Here is a 20,441-nt window from a genome sequence, read left to right as displayed (position 1 = left end):
ACGCGTGATCCGGCCCCGAGCACGAATCTGACGTCTCACGGATCATCTTACGGATACTGACGCGCTCAGGCTCCTCGAGCCACGAGAGCAGGTCAGTCGCGGACTCTAGTTTCCCGGGTGGCGCGGTCCCAATGGATATGCGGCATGGGCGTCATGCACACGGTGCATCGGGCTCTCCCTCACGCCGGCGTGACCGCGTGCCTGTCGCCGCGGGGGCCCGCGACTCGCTATTTCCGGGCGTCGCTCAGCCGAGCCGCCTGCGACGTGAGGTAGTTCTGCTCGGGGAGGTTCGTCGTGCGGCTGGCCGCTCTCCGGTAGTGCGCTATCGCCGCGTCGTGATCCCCGGCCCGCTCCAGGAGGTGCGCGCGGGCGGCGTCGAGGCGGTGATGGCCGGCGAGGCGCGGATCGGCGTCGAGCGCCCTCAGCAGCTCGAGCCCCGCCTCGGGGCCGCGCACCATGGCCGTGGCGATCGCGTGGCTGAGCGTCACCATGGGGTTGTCGGACATCCGCATCAGCACGTCGTACAGCGCCAGGATCTGCGGCCAGTCCGTGTCCTCGGCGCGCGCCGCCTCGTCATGCACCGCCGCGATCGCGGCTTGCAGCGGGTACACGCCGATCGCGCCCCGGGACAGCGCCGCGGTGACGAGCGCGACGCCCTCGGCGATCGCGCCCTGATCCCACAGGCTTCGATCCTGCTCGGCGAGCGGGATCAGCTCGCCCGCGGGCCCGGTCCGCGCCGCGCGCCGCGCGTCGGTCAGGAGCATCAGGGCGAGCAGACCGGCGATCTCGCCGTCGTCCGGGAGGAGCGCGTGCACGGCGCGTGTCAGGCGGATCGCCTCGCTCGAGAGGTCGTCGCGGTGCAGCTCGGGGCCGGAGCTCGTCGTGTAACCCTCGTTGAAGATCAGATAGAGCACGTGCAAGACGGCGCCGAGCCGCGCCGCGCGCTCTTCGGGCGTGGGCGCGGTGGGCATCTCGAACGGCACGCCGGAGGCCTTGATGGTCTGCTTGGCGCGGCTGATCCGCTGCGCCATGGTCGCTTCGGGGACCAGGAACGCCCTGGCGATCTCGGCCGTCGTCAGGCCGCCGACGGCGCGCAGCGTGAGCGCGATCGCGGAGGACGTCGACAGCGCGGGGTGGCAGCACATGAAGAGCAGGGTGAGCGTGTCGTCCTGCTGGGGCGCCTCGTCGCTGTCGGCGGCGAGGGCGATCTGCTGCTCCGGCGGCACGAGGCTGACCACGAACGCCTCGCGGCGGCGGCGGGCGGCCTCGCTCCGGACGTGATCGGTGATGCGCCGCGACGCCACCTGGATGAGCCAGGCGCGCGGCTCGTCGGGCAGGCCGTCGCGCGGCCACTGCGTGGCCGCCGCGATCAGCGCCTCCTGGACGGCGTCCTCGGCGGCGCCGAAGTCGTGGAACCGCCGGAGGACGGCGCCGAGCACCTGCGGCGCGAGGTCGCGCAGCAGGCGCTCGGCCGGGGCATCCCGTGACCGCGAGATCAAGGCAGGTCTTGGGGCGGCGGCGCGCTCATCACCTCTCGCACCTCGATCGCCAGGTGGAGCGGCCCGCCGCCGGGGCCCGGCGCGGCGGACGCCTGCGCGGCGAGCTCGTAGGCGCGCTCGGGGCGGTCGACGTCCACGATCCAGTACCCGGCGAGGAACTCCTTTGTCTCCGGGAACACCCCGTCGGTGACCGGCTTGCCGTCCTTGCCCGCGCGCACGAGCTTGGCCTGGTCGGGCCCCGCCAGGCCCTCGGCCGCCACGAGCTCGCCCGACTCGCTGAGCTGCGCGTGAAAGCGCTTCATGAACGCGATGTGCGCCTGGAAGTCCTTCTGAGGCCAGCTGGCAACCTGGTACGGACCGTCGCTCGGGGTGTGCATCATCATGATGTATTTCATTGTCGACTCCTTACTCATCGCTCTCGCCCCGGCCTCGGGGCGCGTTCATGGGCAGGTCGGAGCCGAGGGCGGGGTCTCGACATGCCGGGCGACGATAGCCAAAAAATTTCAGGACCAATACAGGGGCAAAGGTAGGGGAATGTAGGCGTCGCAGGTGTCGCAGGCATGGCGGCGGGCGTGTGTCGGCGGTGTCTGTCGCGCCGGCGACCTGGCCGTTGCGCTTGCGTGGGCGACGTTGTCCGCTCCGCCCGCGTCGTGCGACGGCAGGGGGCGAGCGGCGGTACGTCCTAGAAGCCCGTCCGGGGCTCTCCCGCGGACGGTCGGTGGGCTCCATGTGCTCGGCAGTCGCAGGTGGCCAGCGAATGAGGGGGCATGTGCTCGGTCTTCGCAGGTTGTCGCCTGCTGACCTCCCATCACGGGCGGATTCCGCGGCCATGTGTCCGGCGCCTCCTCCGGCGGCTTCCCTCGTGACGAGGCGCCAGGGCGTGGTGAATGCCGGTGTCGCGGGTCGATGGGATCTGCGGGACGCGCGCCCGCGGACGGCTCTCCGGCCCGCGCCTCGGCCCGGGCGCGGGACATGCACCCTCGCGCTCGGATTCTCAACGCCGTACGAACCTGGAGGAGCGTCGATGGAGAAGCGTGCTTTGCAAGGGAAACTTGGACGCCGGCAATTCGCCGGCACGGCGGCGGTCGCCGCCGGTGTATCGCTGATCGCCACACCGGGTCTCGCGATCGAGCCGAGCAAGGGTCAGGGCAGCTGCGAGCAGATCGGGCCGCTCTCCCTGCCGGAAGGGGCGGCGTTCACGCCCGGTGTCTTCGTCGATCAGCGCGCGAGGAAGCCGATCTACCTGCCCGGCATGAACGCCGGGCTCGCCGGGTACGCCATCTCGGAGGTCCTCTTCTGGACGGACATCATGATGGAGCACGCGATGTTCATGTCGCTGCTCATGCCGGGCGACCACCTCCGCGGGCCCCGGAGCGAGGCGCGGCAGTTCCAGCTCGTCTTTGCGAGACACTTCCTCTCGGCCCGTGACGGCGGCTATCGCGACGGCGGGCTCTCCTCGCTCCTCTCCTCGACGCGGGCGAGCGTCCTCCAGCTGATCGAGTACAAGCGCCGCATGCAGCGCGCGCAGGAGGCCGGCACGCTCCGGAGCCTCGTCTGGCCGCTCTTCTTCGACCACATCGCGCGCGAGGCCGAGCGCTTCGCCGCCCGGCTCGAGCTGCTCGCGAACGGCAGCGCCGCGCTCCAGCGCGACGAGGTCTCGGCGTTCTGGACGACGATCATGGCGGAGCACCTCGAGTTCGTCGCGCACCTGCTCGACCCGCAGGAGCGCACGCTCGTCGCGGACGCGAAGGCGCGCGCGGAGCAGCTGTATCAGGCGCACACGCAGCGCGTCGGCAGCGGGCAACTCGCGATGATGGCCGACGAGGTCATCGACTTCAAGACGGCCGCGGAGCAGGGCATCGAGACGGGGCAGATCAAGAGCATCATCGATCCGTCGCTCGCCGATCACGTCCTCCGCGAGGCGGTGAGGTTCTCCGACGAGATCCAGCGCGCCCAGTGAGGTCGCCGGTCGACCGCGCTCGATGAGCGAGCGTGGGCGTGTCATTTGTGCTGCCCCACGTGTGCTACCAGCGCCACTGGCGGTGCCTGGCGACCTGTCCTCCCACGCCGTTCCCGTTCTCCGGGAGATAGCGCCGCTGCGGTGCTGCACATGAGGTCGCGCTGGCCTGCCGCAGGGCGGGCGAGCGCGACCTGGGTCTCGACGTCAGCCCGACGTGGCCTCTGCCGGCGCGCGGCGCTAGGCCCCCTCGCGTGACCGCCGCGGCGGCGCAAGGAGGGACACCGATGTTCGTGCTGATCTCGATCGACCTGGAGGGATGCGCGGGGGTTGTGCATGTCGACCAGACGCGCCGGGGCGGCGGCGACTACGAGCGCGCGCGGGCGTGGATGAGCCGCGAGGCGAACGCCGCCGCGCTCGGCGCGTTCGGCGCGGGAGCGACGCGGGTCGTCGTCAACGACAGCCACGCGGACATGCGCAACCTCCTCTTCGAGGAGCTGGATCCCCGGGTCGAGGTGATCTCGGGCGCGCTGAAGCCGCTGTCGATGGTGCAGGGGCTGGACGCGGGGCAGCCCGACGCCGCGTTCTTCGTCGGCTACCACGGGGGCTCGGGCCTGCGCACGAGCGTGCTCGACCACACCTACTACGGCGCGGTGGTGGGCGAGATCCGGCTGCACCCCGCGAAGAGCGCGGCGGACGATCCCGGGCTGTGGGTCGACGAGGCCGCCATCAACGCGCTCGTCCTGGGAGAGGCGGGGGTGCCCGTGGCGCTGGTCACCGGGGACGAAGCCGTGACCGCGCACGCGAGCGAGCGGTTCCCGGGGGTGACGACCGTGGCGGTGAAGGCGTCGATCACGCGCTACAGCGCGCGGTCGATCCACCCCGACGAGGCGTGCCGGCGCATCCGGGCCGCGGCGGGCGAGGCCTTGCGGGGGCTCGCGCGCGTCAGGCCGTACACGCTCCCGCTGCCGATCGGCGTGACGTTCTCGCTGCTCACGACCGCCTACGCGGACGCGGCGGAGCTCGTGCCCGGGGTGGTCCGCCTGGACGCGCGCCGCGTGCGCTACGTCGCCCCGAGCGCGCGCGAGCTGCTCCGCGCCGTCCTCGCGATCACGAAGATCGCCGGCACGGTGGTTGTCTGAGGGGGAGCGGCGTCCTAGGGAGAGCGGTGCTCGACCCGGCGCGCGACGTCTGTACAGCGGCCATCTCCCGGGGTTACCCTGCGTGGGCTCAGCGGTCTCGAGGCGCTGGGCCCGCGGCGCCGGAGCCGCAGGCGAGGGCAGCGATGGAGTTGACGGCGGTCGATGAGGGCGGTGTGAGGTTCGTGGAAGGCCTGCCGGACCAGGCCCTCATGTCGAGCGCTCGCGACGTCGATCGCGTGCTCGAGGCCTGTTTCTCGGATGGCGTGCGGTGCGCCCTGCTCTACGCGGCGAACCTGCCGGCCGCCTTCTTCGATCTCAGCTCGAGAGAGGCCGGGGAGATCCTGCAGAAGCTCAGGAACTACTGGATCCGGCTCGCCGTGGTGTGTCCGCCGGGAGGATCCGATTTCAGCAGCCGGTTCGGTGAGATGGTGGACGAGGAGCGCCGCGGCGCGCACTTCGGGGTGTTCGAGACACGCCAGGCTGCCGTCGCGTGGATCCGCCGGACGTCGGATGCAGATGCGGTCTGACATGCGGCGATGACGGGGGCAGGCGTCGCGCGCGCGTCCGCCCGCGGCGCGCGGGTCCTGCCGCTTGGCCCGCCGGTCGTGCCCAGGGCCTGTTGGCTCGCCCTGCGGCGCCCTGTACGCTCCCCTCCAGGAGGTCGGACGCGATGGCCAAGGTGACCGCGCTGGGGATGGACACGATCACGGAGAAGTCCGGCCATCAGATGACCGGCATGGCCGTGAGCGTATGCCTGACGCCGGCGGCGCCGAGCCCACTTCCCATCCCCTATCCCACGATGGGCACCGTCGCCGAGGGGATCATCGATCCGTGCATGCGCACCAAGATCGAAGGGGCGAAGATCCTGACGGTGGGCGGCTGCATGAAGGCGTGCCACGGGCACGAGCCGGGCACACTGAAGGAAGTCGTAAGTCTGAACACTGGTGGGCCGTGTTTTCCGTGGCTCGGGGCGCCCAACGTTTTCATCGAGCTCGGCATGGCCGGCATCACCGGCAGCATGGGTCAGATGAACAAGAGCATCACCGTCGGCGCCGGCGCCAAGGCGAGCAGCGCGGGCGGCAAGGGGGGCGGCGGAGGAGGGGGCGGCGGCGGCGCCGGAGGGCCCGGCGGCGGCGGGCCGCAGGGGGGGAGCAACGCCGGGGGCGGGGGCGGCGGGTCGGGCGCCGGAGCAGGCCCGCCGAGCCCTCCTGCCTCGCCCAAGGCCGAGGGGCAGGCGAGCGGCGGGCACCCCGTCGACGTTGCCACGGGCACGATGTTCACGGCGCCGGCCGTCGACTTCCTGTTGTCCGGGTTCTTCTATGTGCAGTGGGATCGCGCGTACCGCAGCTCGAACGTCGCGCGCCGCGCCGGCATCGGCTGGGGCTGGTCCCATAGCCTCCATTACATCGCCGAGCGCCGGGGCGACTGGCTCCTGGTCACCGACGACGAGCTGCGCACGACGCCCATCCGGATGCCGGCCCAGGACGAGTTCACGCGGCTCCCCTTCGGGCGCAACGTGATGCGCTTCGGGGAGGGGATCGGCGTCGATTGCGACGATGGGCTGCTCCGCGTGCTGATGCCCGACGCGGAGCACCGCCGTTATCGCCTCGCGGAGCTGCGCGACGGCCACGGCAACGTCGCCACCGTCGCCTGGGACGGCGACGAGGTGGTGGCCATCACCGACACGTGCGGCCGCCGCGCGGAGCTCATGCGCGACGGGCATATCCTGTCGTGGCGGCTCACGGCGCCCGACGCGGAGGGCCGCGAGCACCAGCGCACGCTCGTCGTTTACGAGCTCGACGAGCGCGGCGACCTCGTGAGCGTCGTCGACATGGGCGGCGTGCAGTGGCGCTACGAATACGACGAGGAGCATTACCTCGTGCGCGAGATCCAGCCCGACGGCGTGCATTATTGCTTCCGGTACGAGCGCGTGGGCGTCCAGAAGCGGTGCGTCGAGACCTGGGGCGAGCTCGTCGGGCAGGACCTCCTCGCCGCGCTCGGCGCGCCGGACGCCGGCGCCGCGAGCGCTCCGCGCGGCGTCTATCATACCCGCTTCCGCTATGGCCCGGACCCGCTGGAGACCACGATGGTGGACGGCGACGGCCAGGTGCACCGCTACCAGGTGAACGCGCTTGGCCAGGTGCTCCAGTACATCGACCCGCGCGGCTACGCGAGGATGTACCGGTACGACGACCTCGGCCGGCTCCTGTCGAGCACCGACGGCGCGGGGCGGACGCGGCGGAGGCAGTACGACGCGTTCGGCCGGCTCACCGGCGTCGTCAAGCCCGGCGGCGCGGCGCTGCGACGGCGCTACGACGACGAGGCGCAGCGGTCGATGACCGTCCACGAGGACGGCGCGCGCACGATCCAGCGCGAAGGGGAGCGCGGAAAGCTGGAGCAGGTCGACGAGGCCGGCCGCGTGACGACATGGCAGCTGAACGCCGCTGGCCTGGTGACGCAGATCGACCATCCGGGCGGCGCCACCGAAACTTTCTCGTACGACGCGCACGCGAACCTCGCGCGCCACGTGGACACGACCGGCATCACGTTCGAGTACACGTGGGACCTGTGGGGGCGGGCCGTCCGCATCAAGGGCGAGAGCGGCCAGACGTACGAGCTCAGGTACGACAGCCGGAACGAGCTCGCGGAGATCGTCGAGGAGAACGGCAGGCGCACCGCCTTCGTGACCGACCCGATGCGGCAGGTCGTCGAGGAGCGCACCACCGAGGGCGCGACCACGACGAGCCGCCATGTGGCGGGCGTGCTCGTCGAGCGCGTGCGTCCGGACGGTGGTCGCTTTCGCTTCGGGTACGACGGGCTCCTGCGGCTGCGATGGATCGAGAACCCCGCCGGCGAGCGGTATGTGCGCGAGTACGATGCGTCCGGGAACATCGCCCGGGAGACGACGTTCGCCGGGGTGACGACCGAGTACGAGCACGACGGCGCCGGCCAGATTGCCGTGCTCAGCCGGGATGGGCTGCAGATCCGGTTCACCCGCGACGGGGAGGATCGGATCGTCGAGAAGGAGTTCTCGACCGGCCGCCGCGAGCGATTCCGCTACGACACGCGCGGCGGCGTCCTGTACGCGGAGGCGGCCGGGGTGTCCGTCTCGTACGAGCGGGACCCGGAAGGGCGCGTGTTGCGCGAGGTGCAGGAGGCCTCCGGCTGGCGCTTTGCGGTGGAGTACCGGTACGACGAGCTCGGGATGCTCGTGGAGCGCAGGTACTCCACCGGGTGGGGCGTGGGGCTCGCGCGGCGACCGGGGGATGGGCAGCCGACACGCCTCTCGCTCCTCGGAAGCGACGCGGAGCCGGCGGACCGCGGCGCAGGCGCGGGCGGCGACGCAGGCCGCGCGGTGGGCGACGCTGCCCTCCCGTGCCTGGATTTCGCCTACGACGAGCGCGGGTGGGAGATCGAGCGCCGGCGGCTCGACGCGCCCTGCTCCGTTGCGACGGTTCGAGACCCCTTCGGGCTGCCCACGCTCGTGCGCCTGCTCGACGCGGAAGGCGCCGAGCGCGAGGCGCGGGCGTTCGAATGGAGCCGGCTGGGCCCGCTCGCCAGGGTCATCGATCCGCAGCGCGGCGCGCGTCAGTACGCCCTCGATGTGATGGGGAGGCCGACCGAGGCCGAGGGGCTCGACGTGCGTGAGCGGTTCACCTATGCGCCGCAGGGCACCGCCGTGCCGGCCGATGCGCCCTTCGTCCTCGGGCGCGACGGCCGGCCGGTCGCGAGCGGGCAGGCGCGGCTGAGCTGGGACAGCGCCGGCCGGCTCTCGGCGCGGCACGCGGACGACCCACTGCAGAGCTGGCAGTACCGCTACGACGAGAACAACCAGCTGCTCGGAGCAGCGCGCGGCGACGGGCTCGAGATTCAGTATCTGTACGACCCGTTCGGCCGCCGCCTGGCCGTGCGCTTCAACGACGGCACCAGCGTCTGGTTCGGCTGGGACGGCAACAGCATCGTCGAGGAGCTCCCCTCCTCGGGCGCGCCTGTGCGCCGCGTGTTCGCCGACGACGGCTTCACGCCGCTGCTCGAGCGCGGCCTGGACGACGCCTGGCAGCTCGTGCTCACCGACGCCGCGGCGGCGCCGTGGCTCTACGCGGCGCCGGATCTGCGGTGCTCCACGATCGAGATGAGCACGTGGGGCGAGGTGGCCTCGAGGACGGGGCAGCCGGGGCGGCTGCGCTTCGCGGGCCAGCGCGCCGATGAGCTGACGGGCCTCCACTACAACAGGCACCGCTACTACGCGCCCGATCTTCACGTCTTCCTGACGCCCGATCCGCTCGCCCTCCTCTCCACGCTGCAGGACGTGGGATACGTCCCGAACCCGACGATCTTCATCGATCCGCTGGGATTGCTGACCATCGTCAACGGATCGCCTGGCGATCCCGTCATGGAAGATACCATCCGGCAAATGAAGGCGCAGTACCCGGACGCGAAGGTGATCCGGAGCGACAAGCTCGGCAAGCCGCCCTCCGTCTGGCAGAGGCTCTCGGGCAGCGGGAAGAACGCGAACATGATTGACGCCAATGAAAATCATGTATTTGTCACGACGCATGGAGCGCCTGGGCGCGCCCAGTGGAAGGGCAAGAAGGGGGGCTTCGCCACGGGCGATGAGATTGGCATGCAGCTCAACAAGGCGGGGTTCAAGGGCAAGGGCGCGCGCGTGGACACGACCATCTGCAACGGCGCGACCCCGGGAGAGAACGACGCTTCCAGCATCACGCAAGGGATCGCGAACCAGACGGGAGCGACGGTATGGGGCGCCCTGGCCGACAATCCCGCGGCGGCGCGGAGCGGCGCGCCGATGACAAAGCAGCCGATCACCTTCGTCAAGCCGCGGCCCTGGTACAACTTCTGGGCCCCGACAGCGAAGCAGGGGGACGGCTCCGACTTCGTCATCGAGGGCAAGCAGTACGTCACCGACAAGCAGGGTCACCTCTACTACGGCACGATGAGCGGCACGCCGAGCAACCCGACGGTGCACGGCGGAGATTACGTGCCCACGGCGCCGAAGCGGTGACCCCATGCCTGTCTGGCCCATCCTACCTTTCCCGCCCCCGCAGCAAGCGGATGTAGATCGCGCGCTCGGCGGCGCGACGGCGGCGTGGCTCGTCGCGGACGATGGCCGTCGCGCTCGTGTCCCTCGGTCGGGGCTCGACGCGCTTCGCCCGCTGCTTCGCCTCCGAGGCGGGGTGTCCCCGCGCGGCGAGGGCGCGGGTCCAGAGGACCGCGGGCAGGCTCCGGTGACGCTGGAGCTCGAGCGACACGGGCGGCCGTTGGCCACGCTCCGCGTGGGTGCTGACCTGTCGATCCAGCTTGCGTGGGATACGCCTGCGCACGTGGACGCGCCTGACGCGCTCCGCGCGTGGCTCGCCGCGCGCGTCGCCGCCCCATGGTCCTCCGCGCTCGAACGCGGTCTCGCGCCCGCGGCCCCGGCCTCCGGAGGTGAGCTCGCTCCTCCGGGAACAACCCTCGTTGCCGCGACGTCATCGACCTATCGCCGCCTCTGCACGGATGGCGCCCGTGTCTTCGCCATCCACGGCTGGGCGCTCGTGCGCCTGCAGAAGGATCGCGGTGTCCTCGATGTCTGCCCGGTCTTCAGGCCAGACACACCCCTCGCGATCCGCGCTCGGAGCGTAATGCTGCTCGATCCGAGCGGCAGGCGCCGTGTCGTGACGGAAGACGGCGAGGTTCGCCCTGACCTGCGCCCGCTCTTCGGCCTGCCGGCGCTACGCCTGCGCCGCGCGCTCTCGCGCTTCGTGGAGGCGCGCGACGCGGCGCTCGCCCGTCTCGTCCCGGACGACGCTGACCTGCTGCCGCTCGACCCCGGCCACGACGCCTGCGATGCTTACGAGGCCTTCGGCGGCGCGCTGCCGGCCGCGCTGCGGCTGCGCTCGTTCTGGGGTTGCGACGTACCCCGCGGGCTCCTGTACGAGGCGCCGAGGCGCGGCGCCCCCCGGAAGGTCGCGCTCGGCGGCCGCCCTGCATGGCTCGGCGCGACCGACACGGGCGTGCTCGTGGTCGTCGCGCGGGATGGGGGCGAGGTGGCCGTGCTCGCGGTCGACGAGGGCGGCCCGGCTCGCTCGCTGGGCGCGTTCCACGGCCGCGCGGACGACGTGCTCGCCGCGCTGCGCGTGGGCGGCGAGGCGTGGGTCCGCCTCGCGGCGCCGCTCGGCGAGGTCGTTGTGGCGCTGGAGGGCGCCTGCTAGGCAGAGAGCGCGTCCGGCCCCGCGCCGACCGGCAGCAGCCTCTTCGCTACTGCAGCTGCGCGACAAGCTCCTCGAGGCGGTCGTAGCTCGTGCCCGCGCCCTGCTCCATTCCGGACGCGACGACCGCGTCGCGCACTTCCTTCGACGGATAGCGCACCGTGGTCGTGACGCGCGTCTTGCCGCCCTCGTCGGTGAAGACCGACGTCACCACCGAGACGGTGTCCGGAAACTGCTCGAAGATCTCGGTGAACACGATCCGGCTCGGCGGCGTGATCTCCTTGTACTCGCCGTGGAATGCCGCCTCGCCCTCGGGGAAGCGGTTCACGAAGCGCCACGCGCCGCCCGGGCGAAGGTCGATCTCGCAGACGGGCACCGAGTATCCCTCGCTCAGGCAGCCCCACCATCGCTTCACGTGCTCGGGCCTCGTCATCGCCTCGAACACGAGGTGTCTCGGCGCATTGAACAGGCGCGTCATGCAGATCTCCTGCTCCGACGGCGTCGTGACCTGGAAGCTGTTCTTGTTTGCGACGCTGGTTGCGACCATGACTCTCCTCCTCCCGCGCTGTCGTTCCTGATCCTGAACGGGGTGCCCATCGGGTGGGACGGCACCCGTATCTAACCAATTGGTTAATTAACCTTTAGGTTAAGTACATCGCCGCCCCGCGCTTGTCAAGGCGGAGCTCCGCCCGATTTCGGCGTCGAGGGCCTCACCGTCGATCGCCATGTCGATCTCGCCGGCGAGCGCGTCGACCTCGGGTCCTGCCATCGAGGGAGCGCTCCGCGCCGGGAGCGCGCGGCCCTGGCGAGACGGGCCCTGTCCTGTGCGCTCGTGTCCAGCGGGTGTACAGGGCCTCTGACGAACTCATCGAGGCAAAGCGGGCGGGGACCGCGACCCGCGCGGCGGCGCCGGAGGACCGCCGAGCCCGGGGGGTGTGATACAAAGCGAACGATCGCCATGACGGGACAGCGCACGAGCCACCTCGATCCGAGCGAGGAGCGGAGGCCGACATGAGCTGGGTCGAGGCGGCGAGCGCCGGGAGCTGGCTGGATCCGGCCGGCGCCGCTCTCTCGGGCGGCGGGGAGATGGGGGCGCTCATCCGCGCGATCGACTGGTCGCAGACGGCGCTCGGCCCCGTCGAGGGGTGGCCCCCGTCGCTGCGCACGGCGCTGTCCATCCTGCTCTCGTCCGAGCACCCGATGTTTCTCTGGTGGGGCCGTGAGCTGATCCAGTTCTACAACGACGGCTACCGCCCCATCCTCGGCTCCAGGAAGCACCCGGCCGCCATGGGCCAGGCGGGCCGCGCGTGCTGGAAGGAGATCTGGGACGTCATCGAGCCGATGATCGAGAAGGTCTTCGCTGGAGGCGCCACGTACCTCCGGGACGGCCTGCTCATCCTCGATCGGAACGGCTTCCTGGAGGAGTGCTACTTCAACTACGGCTACAGCCCGATCCGGGACGAGACGGGCGCCATCGCGGGCGTCTTCGTGGCGTGCTCCGAGAGCACCGGGCACATCCTCGGGCAGCGTCGGCTAAAGCTCCTCGGGACGCTCGGAGCCAGGGCGGCCGACGCCAAGAACGTCGAGGAGGCCTGTCGCGTCATGATGGGGACCGTCGCGGAGGCCGGGCGCGACCTGCCTTTTGCCCTCCTCTATCTCGCCGACGACGACGGCGCGCAGGCCCGCCTCGCGGCGATCGCCGGGCTCGACCCCGGCCACGCCGCAGCGCCGGCGACGTCGCGCCTCGACGCCGCGGCCGGCGGCGCAGTGTGGCCGCTGCATCGCGCGCTGCGCGAGGACGTCGAGGTGGATCTGGCGGAGCTGCCCGCGGGCGTCGGCCCGCTCCCGGGAGGGCCGTGGCCGGACGCCGCGCGCCGGGCGGTGGTGCTGCCGCTGCACCGCGCCGGCGCCGGCGGGCGGCCGGCCGGGTTCCTCGTCGCGGGCGTCAGCCCCCGGCTCCTGCTGGACGACGACTACCGCGCCTTCCTGCGGCTCGTGGCCGGTCACTGCGCGACGGCCATCCAGAGCGCCCGGGCCAGCGAGGAGGAGCGGCGCAGGCTGCTGGCGCTCGCCGAGCTCGACCGCGTGAAGACGGCCTTCTTCAGCAACGTCAGCCACGAGTTTCGCACCCCGCTGACGCTGATCCTGGGGCCCGTGGAGGACGGCCTCTCGGACGCCGAGCAGCCTTTGCCCCCCCGGCAGCGCGAGCGCCTCGCGATCGTCCACCGCAACAGCCTCCGGCTCCTCCGGCTCGTCAACACGCTGCTCGACTTCTCGCGCATCGAGGCGGGCCGCATCCAGGCCAGCTACCAGCCGACCGATCTCGGCTCCTTCACCGCGGACCTGGCGAGCTCGTTCCGCTCGCTCCTGGAGCGGGCCGGCCTCTCCCTCGCGGTGGACTGCCCGCCCCTCTCCGAGCCGGCCTACGTCGACCGGGAGCTCTGGGAGAAGATCGTGCTCAACCTCGTCTCGAACGCCTTCAAGTTCACCTTCACGGGGGGCGTGCGGGTCTCGCTGGAGGCGGCCGGCGGGTCGGTCGTCCTGTCGGTCGCGGACACCGGCACCGGCATCCCGGAGGCGGAGCTGCCGCACGTGTTCGAGCGGTTCCACCGCGTCGAGGGGGCCAGGGGCCGCAGCTACGAGGGCAGCGGCATCGGACTCGCCCTGGTGCAGGAGCTGGCGAAGCTCCACGGCGGCAGCGTGACCGTGGAGAGCCGCTCCGGCGAGGGCAGCCGCTTCACGGTGTCCATCCCGCTCGGCAGGGCGCACCTGCCCGAGGACCACGTCGCGCCGGGCTCGTCGCCGTCTGTGGGCGGGCGCGGCGCCGCGCCGTTCTTCGACGAGGCCGCGCAGTGGATCCGCGGCGAGCAGGCGCCGGCTGCCCTGCCGGCGGGCGAGGGGCCGGCCGTGAAGCTGCCGGGGCATGTCCTCGTCGCCGACGACAACGCGGACATGCGCGAGTACGCGCGGCGGCTGCTCGTCGCGCAGGGGTGGACGGTGGAGGCCGTGGCCGACGGTCAGGCCGCCCTGGAGCGCGCCTGCGCGCACCCCCCGGATCTCGTGCTCACCGACGTGATGATGCCGCGGCTCGACGGCTTCGGCCTGCTGAGGGCGCTGCGCGCCGACGAGCGCACCCGCGGCGTGGCCGTGGTGATGCTCTCGGCGCGCGCGGGCGAGGAGGAGCGCGTCGACAGCCTCGAGGCCGGCGCCGACGACTTCCTCGTGAAGCCGTTCTCCGCGAAGGAGCTCCTCGCGCGGGTCCGCATCCACGTGGAGCTCGCGCGCCGGCGGCGCGAGGCCGAGGGGCAGCGCCAGTACCTGAACGACCTCTTCATGCAGGCCCCGGGGCCCATCGCCATCCTCCGCGGGCCGGAGCACGTCTTCGAGGTGGTCAACGCGCAGTACCAGCAGCTCGTCGGCGCGCGATCGCTCGTGGGAAAGCCCATCCGCGCGGCCCTGCCCGAGCTCGAGGGACAGCCCATCTGGAGCCTCCTGGACACCGTGTTCCGCACCGGCGAGCCCATCGCCGGCAAGGAGCTGCCCGTGCGGCTCGACCGCCGGGGCGACGGCACGACGGAGGAGGTCTTCTTCAACTTCGTCTACCAGCCGATGCGCGATCGCGACGGGGCGATCGAGGGCGTCTTCGTGTTCGCGTTCGACGTGACCGACCAGGTGAGCGCCCGCCGGCGCGTGGAGGCGCTCGTCGAGGCGCTCAAGCTCGCCGATCAGCGCAAGGACGAGTTCCTCGCGATGCTCGCGCACGAGCTCCGCAACCCGATGGCCTCGATCAGCCTGTCGCTGTCGCTGCTCGACGACGTGGACGGCGACGAGCCCAAGTCGGCGCGCTACCGGGAGATCGCGCGGCGACAGATGGGCCACCTCGTGCGGCTGGTGGACGATCTCCTCGACGTGTCGCGCATCACGCGCGGCACGGTGGAGCTGCGCCTCGAGGACGTCGATCTCGCGGCGGTGGTGCAGAGCGCCGCCGCCGCGGTGAGGCCGGCCGTCCAGGCCCGGCGCCACGGGCTCGCGCTGTCGGTGGGGTCCGGGGACTTCGGCATGAAAGCCGACGCCACGCGGCTGGAGCAGGTGGTGACGAACCTCCTGACCAACGCCGCGAAGTACACCCCGCCGGGCGGCTCGATCTCGGCGCGCCTCACCCGCGAGGTGGCGGGCGGCGCGCCCGAGGCCGTGCTGCGGGTGCGCGACACGGGCCGCGGCATCCCGGCGGCGATGCTCGAGAGGGTGTTCGATCTCTTCACGCAGGTCGATCAGACCCTCGACAGGAGCACGGGCGGGCTGGGGCTCGGGCTCACGCTGGTGCGCCGGCTGGTGGAGCTGCACGGCGGCAGCGTGGTCGCGGCGAGCGCCGGACCGGGCCTGGGCAGCGAGTTCACCGTGCGCCTGCCGCTCGGCCCGGGCGCGGCGCCGCGGCCCGCCCCGCCGCCGCCGCTCGCGCCGCGCGACGGGCCGCCGCCGGCGCCGGCCGCGCGCGCCGAGGCGCAGGAGGTGCCGGCGGCCGGGCGGCGCCGGGTGCTCGTCGTGGAGGACGCGGAGGACGTGCGCCGCGTGATGCGGGCGTACCTCGAGGCGCTGGGGCACGAGGTGACGGTCGCGGCGGACGGGCTGGAGGGCGTGGCGAAGCTCCTGGAGCTGCGCCCCGAGGTGGCCTTCGTGGACATCGGGCTGCCCGGCATCGACGGCTACGAGGTCGCCCGCCGGACGCGGGCCGCGCCGGGCGGCGAGGCGCTCTACCTTGTGGCGCTCTCGGGCTACGGCGGGCCCGAGGATCAGGCCAGGTCCAGGCGGGCCGGCTTCGACCTGCACCTGACCAAGCCCGTGGTCGGCGCCACGCTGCAGGAAGTGCTCGCCGCGCCGCACGCAGGGGCTCCTGGACGCACGTAGGCGCGGAGCTCTCGGCGCCCAGCGCGCGAGCGCGCGGCCAGGACAGACAACGGCCGGGCCGAGCCGCCGTTGCGCGAGGCTTGACGGCGGGGCCCGTACATTGTATAACCATATGGTTTTTTAACCAAGGAGTTATAGTATGACGCCCTCCGAGCGCCTCGACGCAACGTTCGCTGCGCTCGCCGATCCGACCCGGCGAGCGATCCTCGCGCGCCTCGCGTCCGGCGAGGCGTCGGTGAACGAGCTGGCGAAGCCGTTCGCGATGAGCCAGCCCGCGATCTCGAAGCACCTCAAGGTGCTGGAGCGCGCGGGCCTGATCTCGCGCGGTCGCGACGCGCAGCGACGGCCGTGCCGGATCGAGGCCAAGCCGCTCGAGGACGCGAGCGGCTGGCTGGACAACTACCGTCGTTTCTGGGAGGGCAGCTACGAGCGCCTCGACGCCCTGCTGGAGGAGCTGAAGGAGCAGGAGAGCCAGGGTGAGCGCTCGAAGCGCTGAGCGCTCTGCGCAGGTCACTTCGGAGAGCGGTCCCGTATCCCCTTCTCCGCGCTCAGGGTGCTTGGCAGGAAATGCAGGTACCTTGTCTTGACGGCCAACTGCGCAGCGGGCTAGCGTCATCGCGTGAACCGGCCCCGGCCATCGAGGATCGCGCCCCGCGTGACGCCGGGCGCGGGCCGCCTCGCGCCGACGCGCAGGATCGTGGTCGTGGCCTATGACGGCGCATGCGCCATCGACGTGGTGGGGCCCGCCGACGTCTTCGCCCTGGCCTCGGATCGGGTCAAGGCGAAGCTCCGTGGGGCTCCCCCGGCCTATGATGTCGAGATCGCCGCCGTGTCGGGCGGCGTGGTCCGGACGTTGACCGGGACGCAGATCGTCGCTCAGAAGGCGCTCGCGGACCTGGCTCCCGGCGTCGATACGGTGCTTGTCGCCGGGGGCGATTACCGTGGAGCGATGCGTGACGCCCGGCTGCTCGGCTGGCTCCGCGCGACCACGCCCGGGGTGCGGCGCATGGGCGCTGTCTGCACCGGCGCGTTCATCCTCGCCGCCGCCGGGCTGCTCACGGGCCACCGGGCGGCCACGCACTGGCGCTCGGCGGCCGCGCTGGCGCGCGAGTTTCCCTGTGTCGATGTCGATCCCGACGCGATCTTCATTCGATCCGGGAAGATCTACACGTCCGCGGGCACCACCGCGAGCATCGATCTCGCGCTCTCGCTGGTGGAGGAGGATCTCGGGTACGACGTGGCGCTCGAGGTGGCGAGGGATCTCGTGGTGTTCCTCAAGCGCCCTGGCGGACAGTCCCAGTTCAGCCGCCCGCTGCGCGCGCAGACGGTCGCCACGGGGCCGCTGCGGGGTGTCGTCGACTGGGTCCTCCGCCACCTCGACGCCGATCTGCGCGTCGAGGCGCTGGCCGAGAAGGCGGGGATGAGCCCTCGCAACTTCGCGCGGACGTTCACCCGCGACATGCAGATGACCCCCGCAAAATTCGTCGAGGCGGCGCGGCTGGAGCAGGCGCGCTCCTGCCTCGAGGGGGGCCGCGCGTCCATCAAGCAGCTCGCGGGCGACTGCGGCTTCGGCACGGACGAGCGGATGCGGCGCGCGTTCCAGCGCGCCCTGCAGGTCACGCCGGAGGACTACCGGCGGCGCTTCGGCCGAGCGTGAGCGGACCCCGAGCGCGCGGCCGCGCGTGACCGCGTGACCGCGTGACGAGGAGCGCCGGGGGCCTGAGCCTCGTGTCCTGAAAGCCGGGTGGAATGTCCTGTCGGTTCACCTCGGCGTCGCTCACAGTCAGGTCCACCGAGCGCCGTCGACAGGGCGCTCGTCATCGCGCGGCGCCGCGTCGAGGCGAAGATCCGCGATGGGGATGATCGGCGGATGAAGGAATGAAAGGATCAGGGACGAAAGATGAAGGAAGCGTATGAACTCAAGCTGCCAGGCCCGCAGCCGCTGCTCCAGATCGGGATGGTGCTTTATCCGGGTCTCACAGCGCTGGATCTGATCGGTCCTCAAAGCGTGTTGGGCCCTCACGCGACGACCCACCTCCTCTGGAAGACGCGCGCCCTTGTCACGTCCGACTCCGGGGTCTCTATCCAGCCGACCGCGACCTTCGGTGACTGTCCGGACAACCTGGACATCCTGTTCGTGCCCGGCGGCCTGGGCACGTCCGACGCCATGGCAGACGAGGAGATCCTCGCGTTTCTGAGGGATCGAGGCCCTCGTTCCAGGTACGTGACCTCCGTGTGCACGGGATCGCTCATCCTGGCCGCGGCGGGCTTGATGCAGGGATACAAGGCCACGACGCACTGGGCCACGCGCCACATCCTCGAGGCGCTCGGCGTCGAGTGTGTCCGGGCGCGCGTGGTGGTCGATCGCAACCGGATCTCGGGCGGCGGGGTGACGGCGGGCATCGATTTCGGGCTGGCGCTCCTGGCGCTGCTCCGCGGAGACGATGCCGCGAAGCTGACGCAGCTGATGCTGGAATACGACCCTGCCCCGCCGTTCAACGCGGGGACGCCGGAAGCTGCAGGTCCCGAGCTCACTCGGCTCGTCCTGAGCGCTCTCGAGCCGGACGATCGGAAGATGCGGAAGGTCGCAGCGGAGATAGGCATCAGCGCGAGCTGAGGTGCCTTCCTGTGAGCTCTCTCCGGGCGGCGCGACCGCCGCCGCGGGGGCTACGGCTGGATCGCCGCAGGGTCCATCCAGACGACCTCCCAGTGGTGGCCATCCAGGTCGTAGAAGCTGGAGCCGTACATGAAGCCGTGATCCTGCGGATCCATCGCGTGCGACCCGCCCGACGCGAGCGCCTTCTTCACCATCTCGTCGACCTCGCCCCGGCTGCTGCACGAGAGCGCGAAGAGCCCTTCCGTGTGCGTGCCCGTGCTGCAGATCGCCCTCTTCGTGAACGTCTTGAAGTACGGCTCCGCGAGGAGCATGACATAGGCCTCCTCGCTGATGACCATGCAGGCGGCGTTCTCGTCGGTGAACTGCGGGTTGAACTCGAACCCGAGCTTGCTGAAGAACTCCATCGATCGCTTCAGGTCGCGGACGGACAGGTTGACGAAGATCTTGCGCGGGTTGTTCGTCGTCATGGCTCTCTTCTCCTTTGCTGTGATGGACTCCGGGGAAGCGTGAAGCTCATCGGTCGAGCGACGCCGGGCTCGCGAGCAGCGCGCGCGCGCGGCGGTCGCGCAGCCAGAGCCCCGCCCAGAGGAGCGCGGCGATGTAGATCGGAAAGAGCGTGTGGCTGAAGAGCGGGCTCCCGACCCGCACGTGGATCGCGATCGCGCCGCCCAGGTAACCGGTCCACAGGATCGCGCCGAGCACCGCGGTGCGCGGGATCAGGTACGTCACCAGACAGACGATCTGGAGGTAGCCGAGGGTGGGGACGAGGCTGGCCGGGAACCCGAGATCGGCGGTCCCCGCCTCCGCGGGGATCAGCCGCAGCACCTTCACCGCGGCATCGAACGTCAGGAACAGCACGCCCAGCCCGCTCAGGACGCGACCCGCCCACAGCGCTCGCCTGGACGGCGCCGCGCCGGACGCTGCGACGCGGGCCGGCGCCTCGGTCCGGGGCCCGGTGGTGAGGTCTTGGTCACGATGATGGATGCTGGCGACGTTCGCGGTCATGGGTGCCTCCGTGCTGGATTCACCCCCGTAGACCCCCGCGCCCGTCGGGGATCATCGGTCGCCGAGAAAAAAGATCGCCGCGCCGCTCCTGGCCGGGCGTCCGCGGTCAGGCCGGAAGGTCAGGCCGGAAGGTCAGGCCGGAAGATCGAGCGGCAGCCCGAACCGCGGGAAGAGCGTCTCGGTGTCGAGGAAGGACGTCATACCGGCGATGCGGTCCCCGGCGATGTCGAGCACGATGAGCGCCCAGGCCCGGTGGCCGCCCTCGGGGGTAGGGCGATACTGTGCGAACGCCGGCGCGCCGGAGGCCGCCGTCGGCACGAGCCGCGACCCGCGGCAGCCCGCCCCCCGGCCCGATAACCAGGTGCGGATCGCCTCGGGGCCGCGCAGCCAGAGGGTGTAGGGCGGCATCGACAGGACCGCGTCCTGGTGCAGCAGCGCCGTGAGCGCGTCCACGTCGTACTGCTCGAAGGCGGCGACGTAGCGGTCGACCAGGGCGGACTGCGTTTCGGGCAGCGAGACGCGCGCGTCGCCGAGATCGCGGCCCGCGAGCGTCGCCCGCGCGCGCTGGAGCGCGCTGTTGATCGCGGCGACCGAGGTGTTGAGGCTGTCGGCGACCTCCGCCGCGGACCAGCCGAGCACCTCGGTGAGCAGCAGCGCGGCGCGCTGCTTCGGCGGCAGGTGCTGGAGCGCCGCGACGAACGCGAGGCGGATGCTCTGGCGGAGCATCGCCTTCTCGGCAGCGTCGATGTCCGCCGGCAGGGCGTGCGCGTCGGGAACGGGCTCCAGCCAGTGCGTGCGCGGGCGCGTCTCGAGCGTGTCGTCCACGGTGCCCACCGGGCCTTCCTCGATGGGGCGCGCCCGGCGCGCGCGGTCGGCCCGCAGGTCGATGCAGACGTTTGTCGCGATGCGGTAGAGCCAGGTGCGCAGCGACGAGCGCCCGTCGAACCGATCGAGGCTGCGCCAGGCGCGCACCATCGTCTCCTGGACGGCGTCGTCGGCGTCGACCACCGAACCCAGCATCCGGTAGCAGTGCCCGGTGAGCGCCGCGCGGTGTTCTTCGAGCTCAGCTACACTCTCCGACATCGGCCGGACAGTACCATTGGCTCT

General features: G+C 71.6%; 16 protein-coding genes. 9 read left to right on the top strand and 7 right to left on the bottom strand.

What is annotated here, in order from left to right; all coding sequences use genetic code 11:
• Window positions 1–227: 227 nt before the first annotated feature.
• Together WME75_RS27485 and WME75_RS27480 are read right to left on the bottom strand one after the other, a co-directional pair.
• Window positions 228–1,499 carry an RNA polymerase sigma factor gene (locus WME75_RS27485; protein WP_437476965.1) on the bottom strand — a complete coding sequence of 424 codons (1,272 nt, stop codon included), beginning with the start codon at window positions 1,497–1,499 and terminating at the stop codon, window positions 228–230.
• On the bottom strand, window positions 1,496–1,894 hold the full coding sequence (locus WME75_RS27480; protein WP_437476962.1) for a YciI family protein: 399 nt from the start codon (window positions 1,892–1,894) through the stop codon (window positions 1,496–1,498). Before WME75_RS27480 ends, WME75_RS27485 begins: the two co-directional genes overlap by 4 nt.
• A 629-nt stretch (window positions 1,895–2,523) precedes the next feature.
• On the opposite strand from WME75_RS27480, the gene WME75_RS27475 reads away from it, so the two are divergent.
• The 4 genes from WME75_RS27475 (at window position 2,524) to WME75_RS27460 (ending at window position 9,621) form a co-directional block, all read left to right on the top strand.
• The gene (locus tag WME75_RS27475; RefSeq protein ID WP_437476959.1) at window positions 2,524–3,459 is read left to right on the top strand and encodes a DUF2935 domain-containing protein; all 936 of its coding nucleotides are present in this window, start codon (window positions 2,524–2,526) and stop codon (window positions 3,457–3,459) included.
• A gap of 284 nt (window positions 3,460–3,743) precedes the next feature.
• Entirely contained in the window at window positions 3,744–4,598 is an 855-nt protein-coding gene (locus WME75_RS27470) for a M55 family metallopeptidase (RefSeq protein WP_437476957.1), read from the top strand.
• A 173-nt stretch (window positions 4,599–4,771) separates the two neighbouring features.
• Window positions 4,772–5,125: a DUF4180 domain-containing protein gene (locus WME75_RS27465; protein ID WP_437476955.1), complete on the top strand. Its 354-nt coding sequence runs from the start codon at window positions 4,772–4,774 to the stop codon at window positions 5,123–5,125.
• A gap of 143 nt (window positions 5,126–5,268) precedes the next feature.
• Window positions 5,269–9,621 carry a PAAR-like domain-containing protein gene (locus tag WME75_RS27460; protein ID WP_437476952.1) on the top strand — a complete coding sequence of 1,451 codons (4,353 nt, stop codon included), beginning with the start codon at window positions 5,269–5,271 and terminating at the stop codon, window positions 9,619–9,621.
• 22 nt (window positions 9,622–9,643) lie between these two features.
• Here WME75_RS27460 and WME75_RS27455 read toward each other — a convergent pair whose 3' ends face one another.
• On the bottom strand, window positions 9,644–9,868 hold the full coding sequence (locus tag WME75_RS27455; protein ID WP_437476949.1) for a hypothetical protein: 225 nt from the start codon (window positions 9,866–9,868) through the stop codon (window positions 9,644–9,646).
• Window positions 9,869–9,940: 72 nt separating this feature from the next.
• On the opposite strand from WME75_RS27455, the gene WME75_RS27450 reads away from it, so the two are divergent.
• Window positions 9,941–10,810: a hypothetical protein gene (locus WME75_RS27450; RefSeq protein WP_437476947.1), complete on the top strand. Its 870-nt coding sequence runs from the start codon at window positions 9,941–9,943 to the stop codon at window positions 10,808–10,810.
• Window positions 10,811–10,856: 46 nt separating this feature from the next.
• On the opposite strand, the gene WME75_RS27445 is transcribed toward WME75_RS27450, so the two are convergent.
• Window positions 10,857–11,354: an SRPBCC family protein gene (locus WME75_RS27445; RefSeq protein ID WP_437476944.1), complete on the bottom strand. Its 498-nt coding sequence runs from the start codon at window positions 11,352–11,354 to the stop codon at window positions 10,857–10,859.
• Between the two features lie 464 nt (window positions 11,355–11,818).
• On the opposite strand from WME75_RS27445, the gene WME75_RS27440 reads away from it, so the two are divergent.
• The 4 genes from WME75_RS27440 (at window position 11,819) to WME75_RS27425 (ending at window position 18,329) form a co-directional block, all read left to right on the top strand.
• Window positions 11,819–15,712 (top strand): ATP-binding protein, encoded by a 3,894-nt coding sequence (locus WME75_RS27440; RefSeq protein ID WP_437476941.1) that lies wholly within the window; start codon window positions 11,819–11,821, stop codon window positions 15,710–15,712.
• A 139-nt stretch (window positions 15,713–15,851) separates the two neighbouring features.
• Entirely contained in the window at window positions 15,852–16,208 is a 357-nt protein-coding gene (locus WME75_RS27435; protein WP_437476938.1) for an ArsR/SmtB family transcription factor, read from the top strand.
• 201 nt (window positions 16,209–16,409) lie between these two features.
• Window positions 16,410–17,369 (top strand): GlxA family transcriptional regulator, encoded by a 960-nt coding sequence (locus tag WME75_RS27430; RefSeq protein WP_437494936.1) that lies wholly within the window; start codon window positions 16,410–16,412, stop codon window positions 17,367–17,369.
• Between the two features lie 243 nt (window positions 17,370–17,612).
• Complete coding sequence (locus WME75_RS27425; protein ID WP_437476935.1) at window positions 17,613–18,329, top strand: DJ-1/PfpI family protein; 717 nt, start codon at window positions 17,613–17,615, stop codon at window positions 18,327–18,329.
• 50 nt (window positions 18,330–18,379) lie between these two features.
• Here the strand turns inward: WME75_RS27425 and WME75_RS27420 are convergent, their stop codons facing one another.
• The 3 genes from WME75_RS27420 to WME75_RS27410 all read right to left on the bottom strand — a co-directional run bounded on the left by WME75_RS27420 (window position 18,380) and on the right by WME75_RS27410 (window position 20,417).
• Window positions 18,380–18,796: a VOC family protein gene (locus tag WME75_RS27420; protein ID WP_437476932.1), complete on the bottom strand. Its 417-nt coding sequence runs from the start codon at window positions 18,794–18,796 to the stop codon at window positions 18,380–18,382.
• Window positions 18,797–18,842: 46 nt separating this feature from the next.
• A complete protein-coding gene (locus WME75_RS27415; protein ID WP_437476930.1) occupies window positions 18,843–19,334 on the bottom strand; it encodes a DoxX family protein in 492 nt (163 codons plus the stop codon).
• A gap of 132 nt (window positions 19,335–19,466) precedes the next feature.
• Window positions 19,467–20,417: a sigma-70 family RNA polymerase sigma factor gene (locus WME75_RS27410; RefSeq protein WP_437476927.1), complete on the bottom strand. Its 951-nt coding sequence runs from the start codon at window positions 20,415–20,417 to the stop codon at window positions 19,467–19,469.
• Window positions 20,418–20,441 lie beyond the last annotated feature (24 nt).

Source organism: Sorangium sp. So ce1014, from assembly GCF_051521505.1.
Classification (GTDB): Bacteria; Myxococcota_A; Polyangia; order Polyangiales; family Polyangiaceae; genus Sorangium.
This window is presented reverse-complemented; position numbering and strand designations above follow the sequence as displayed.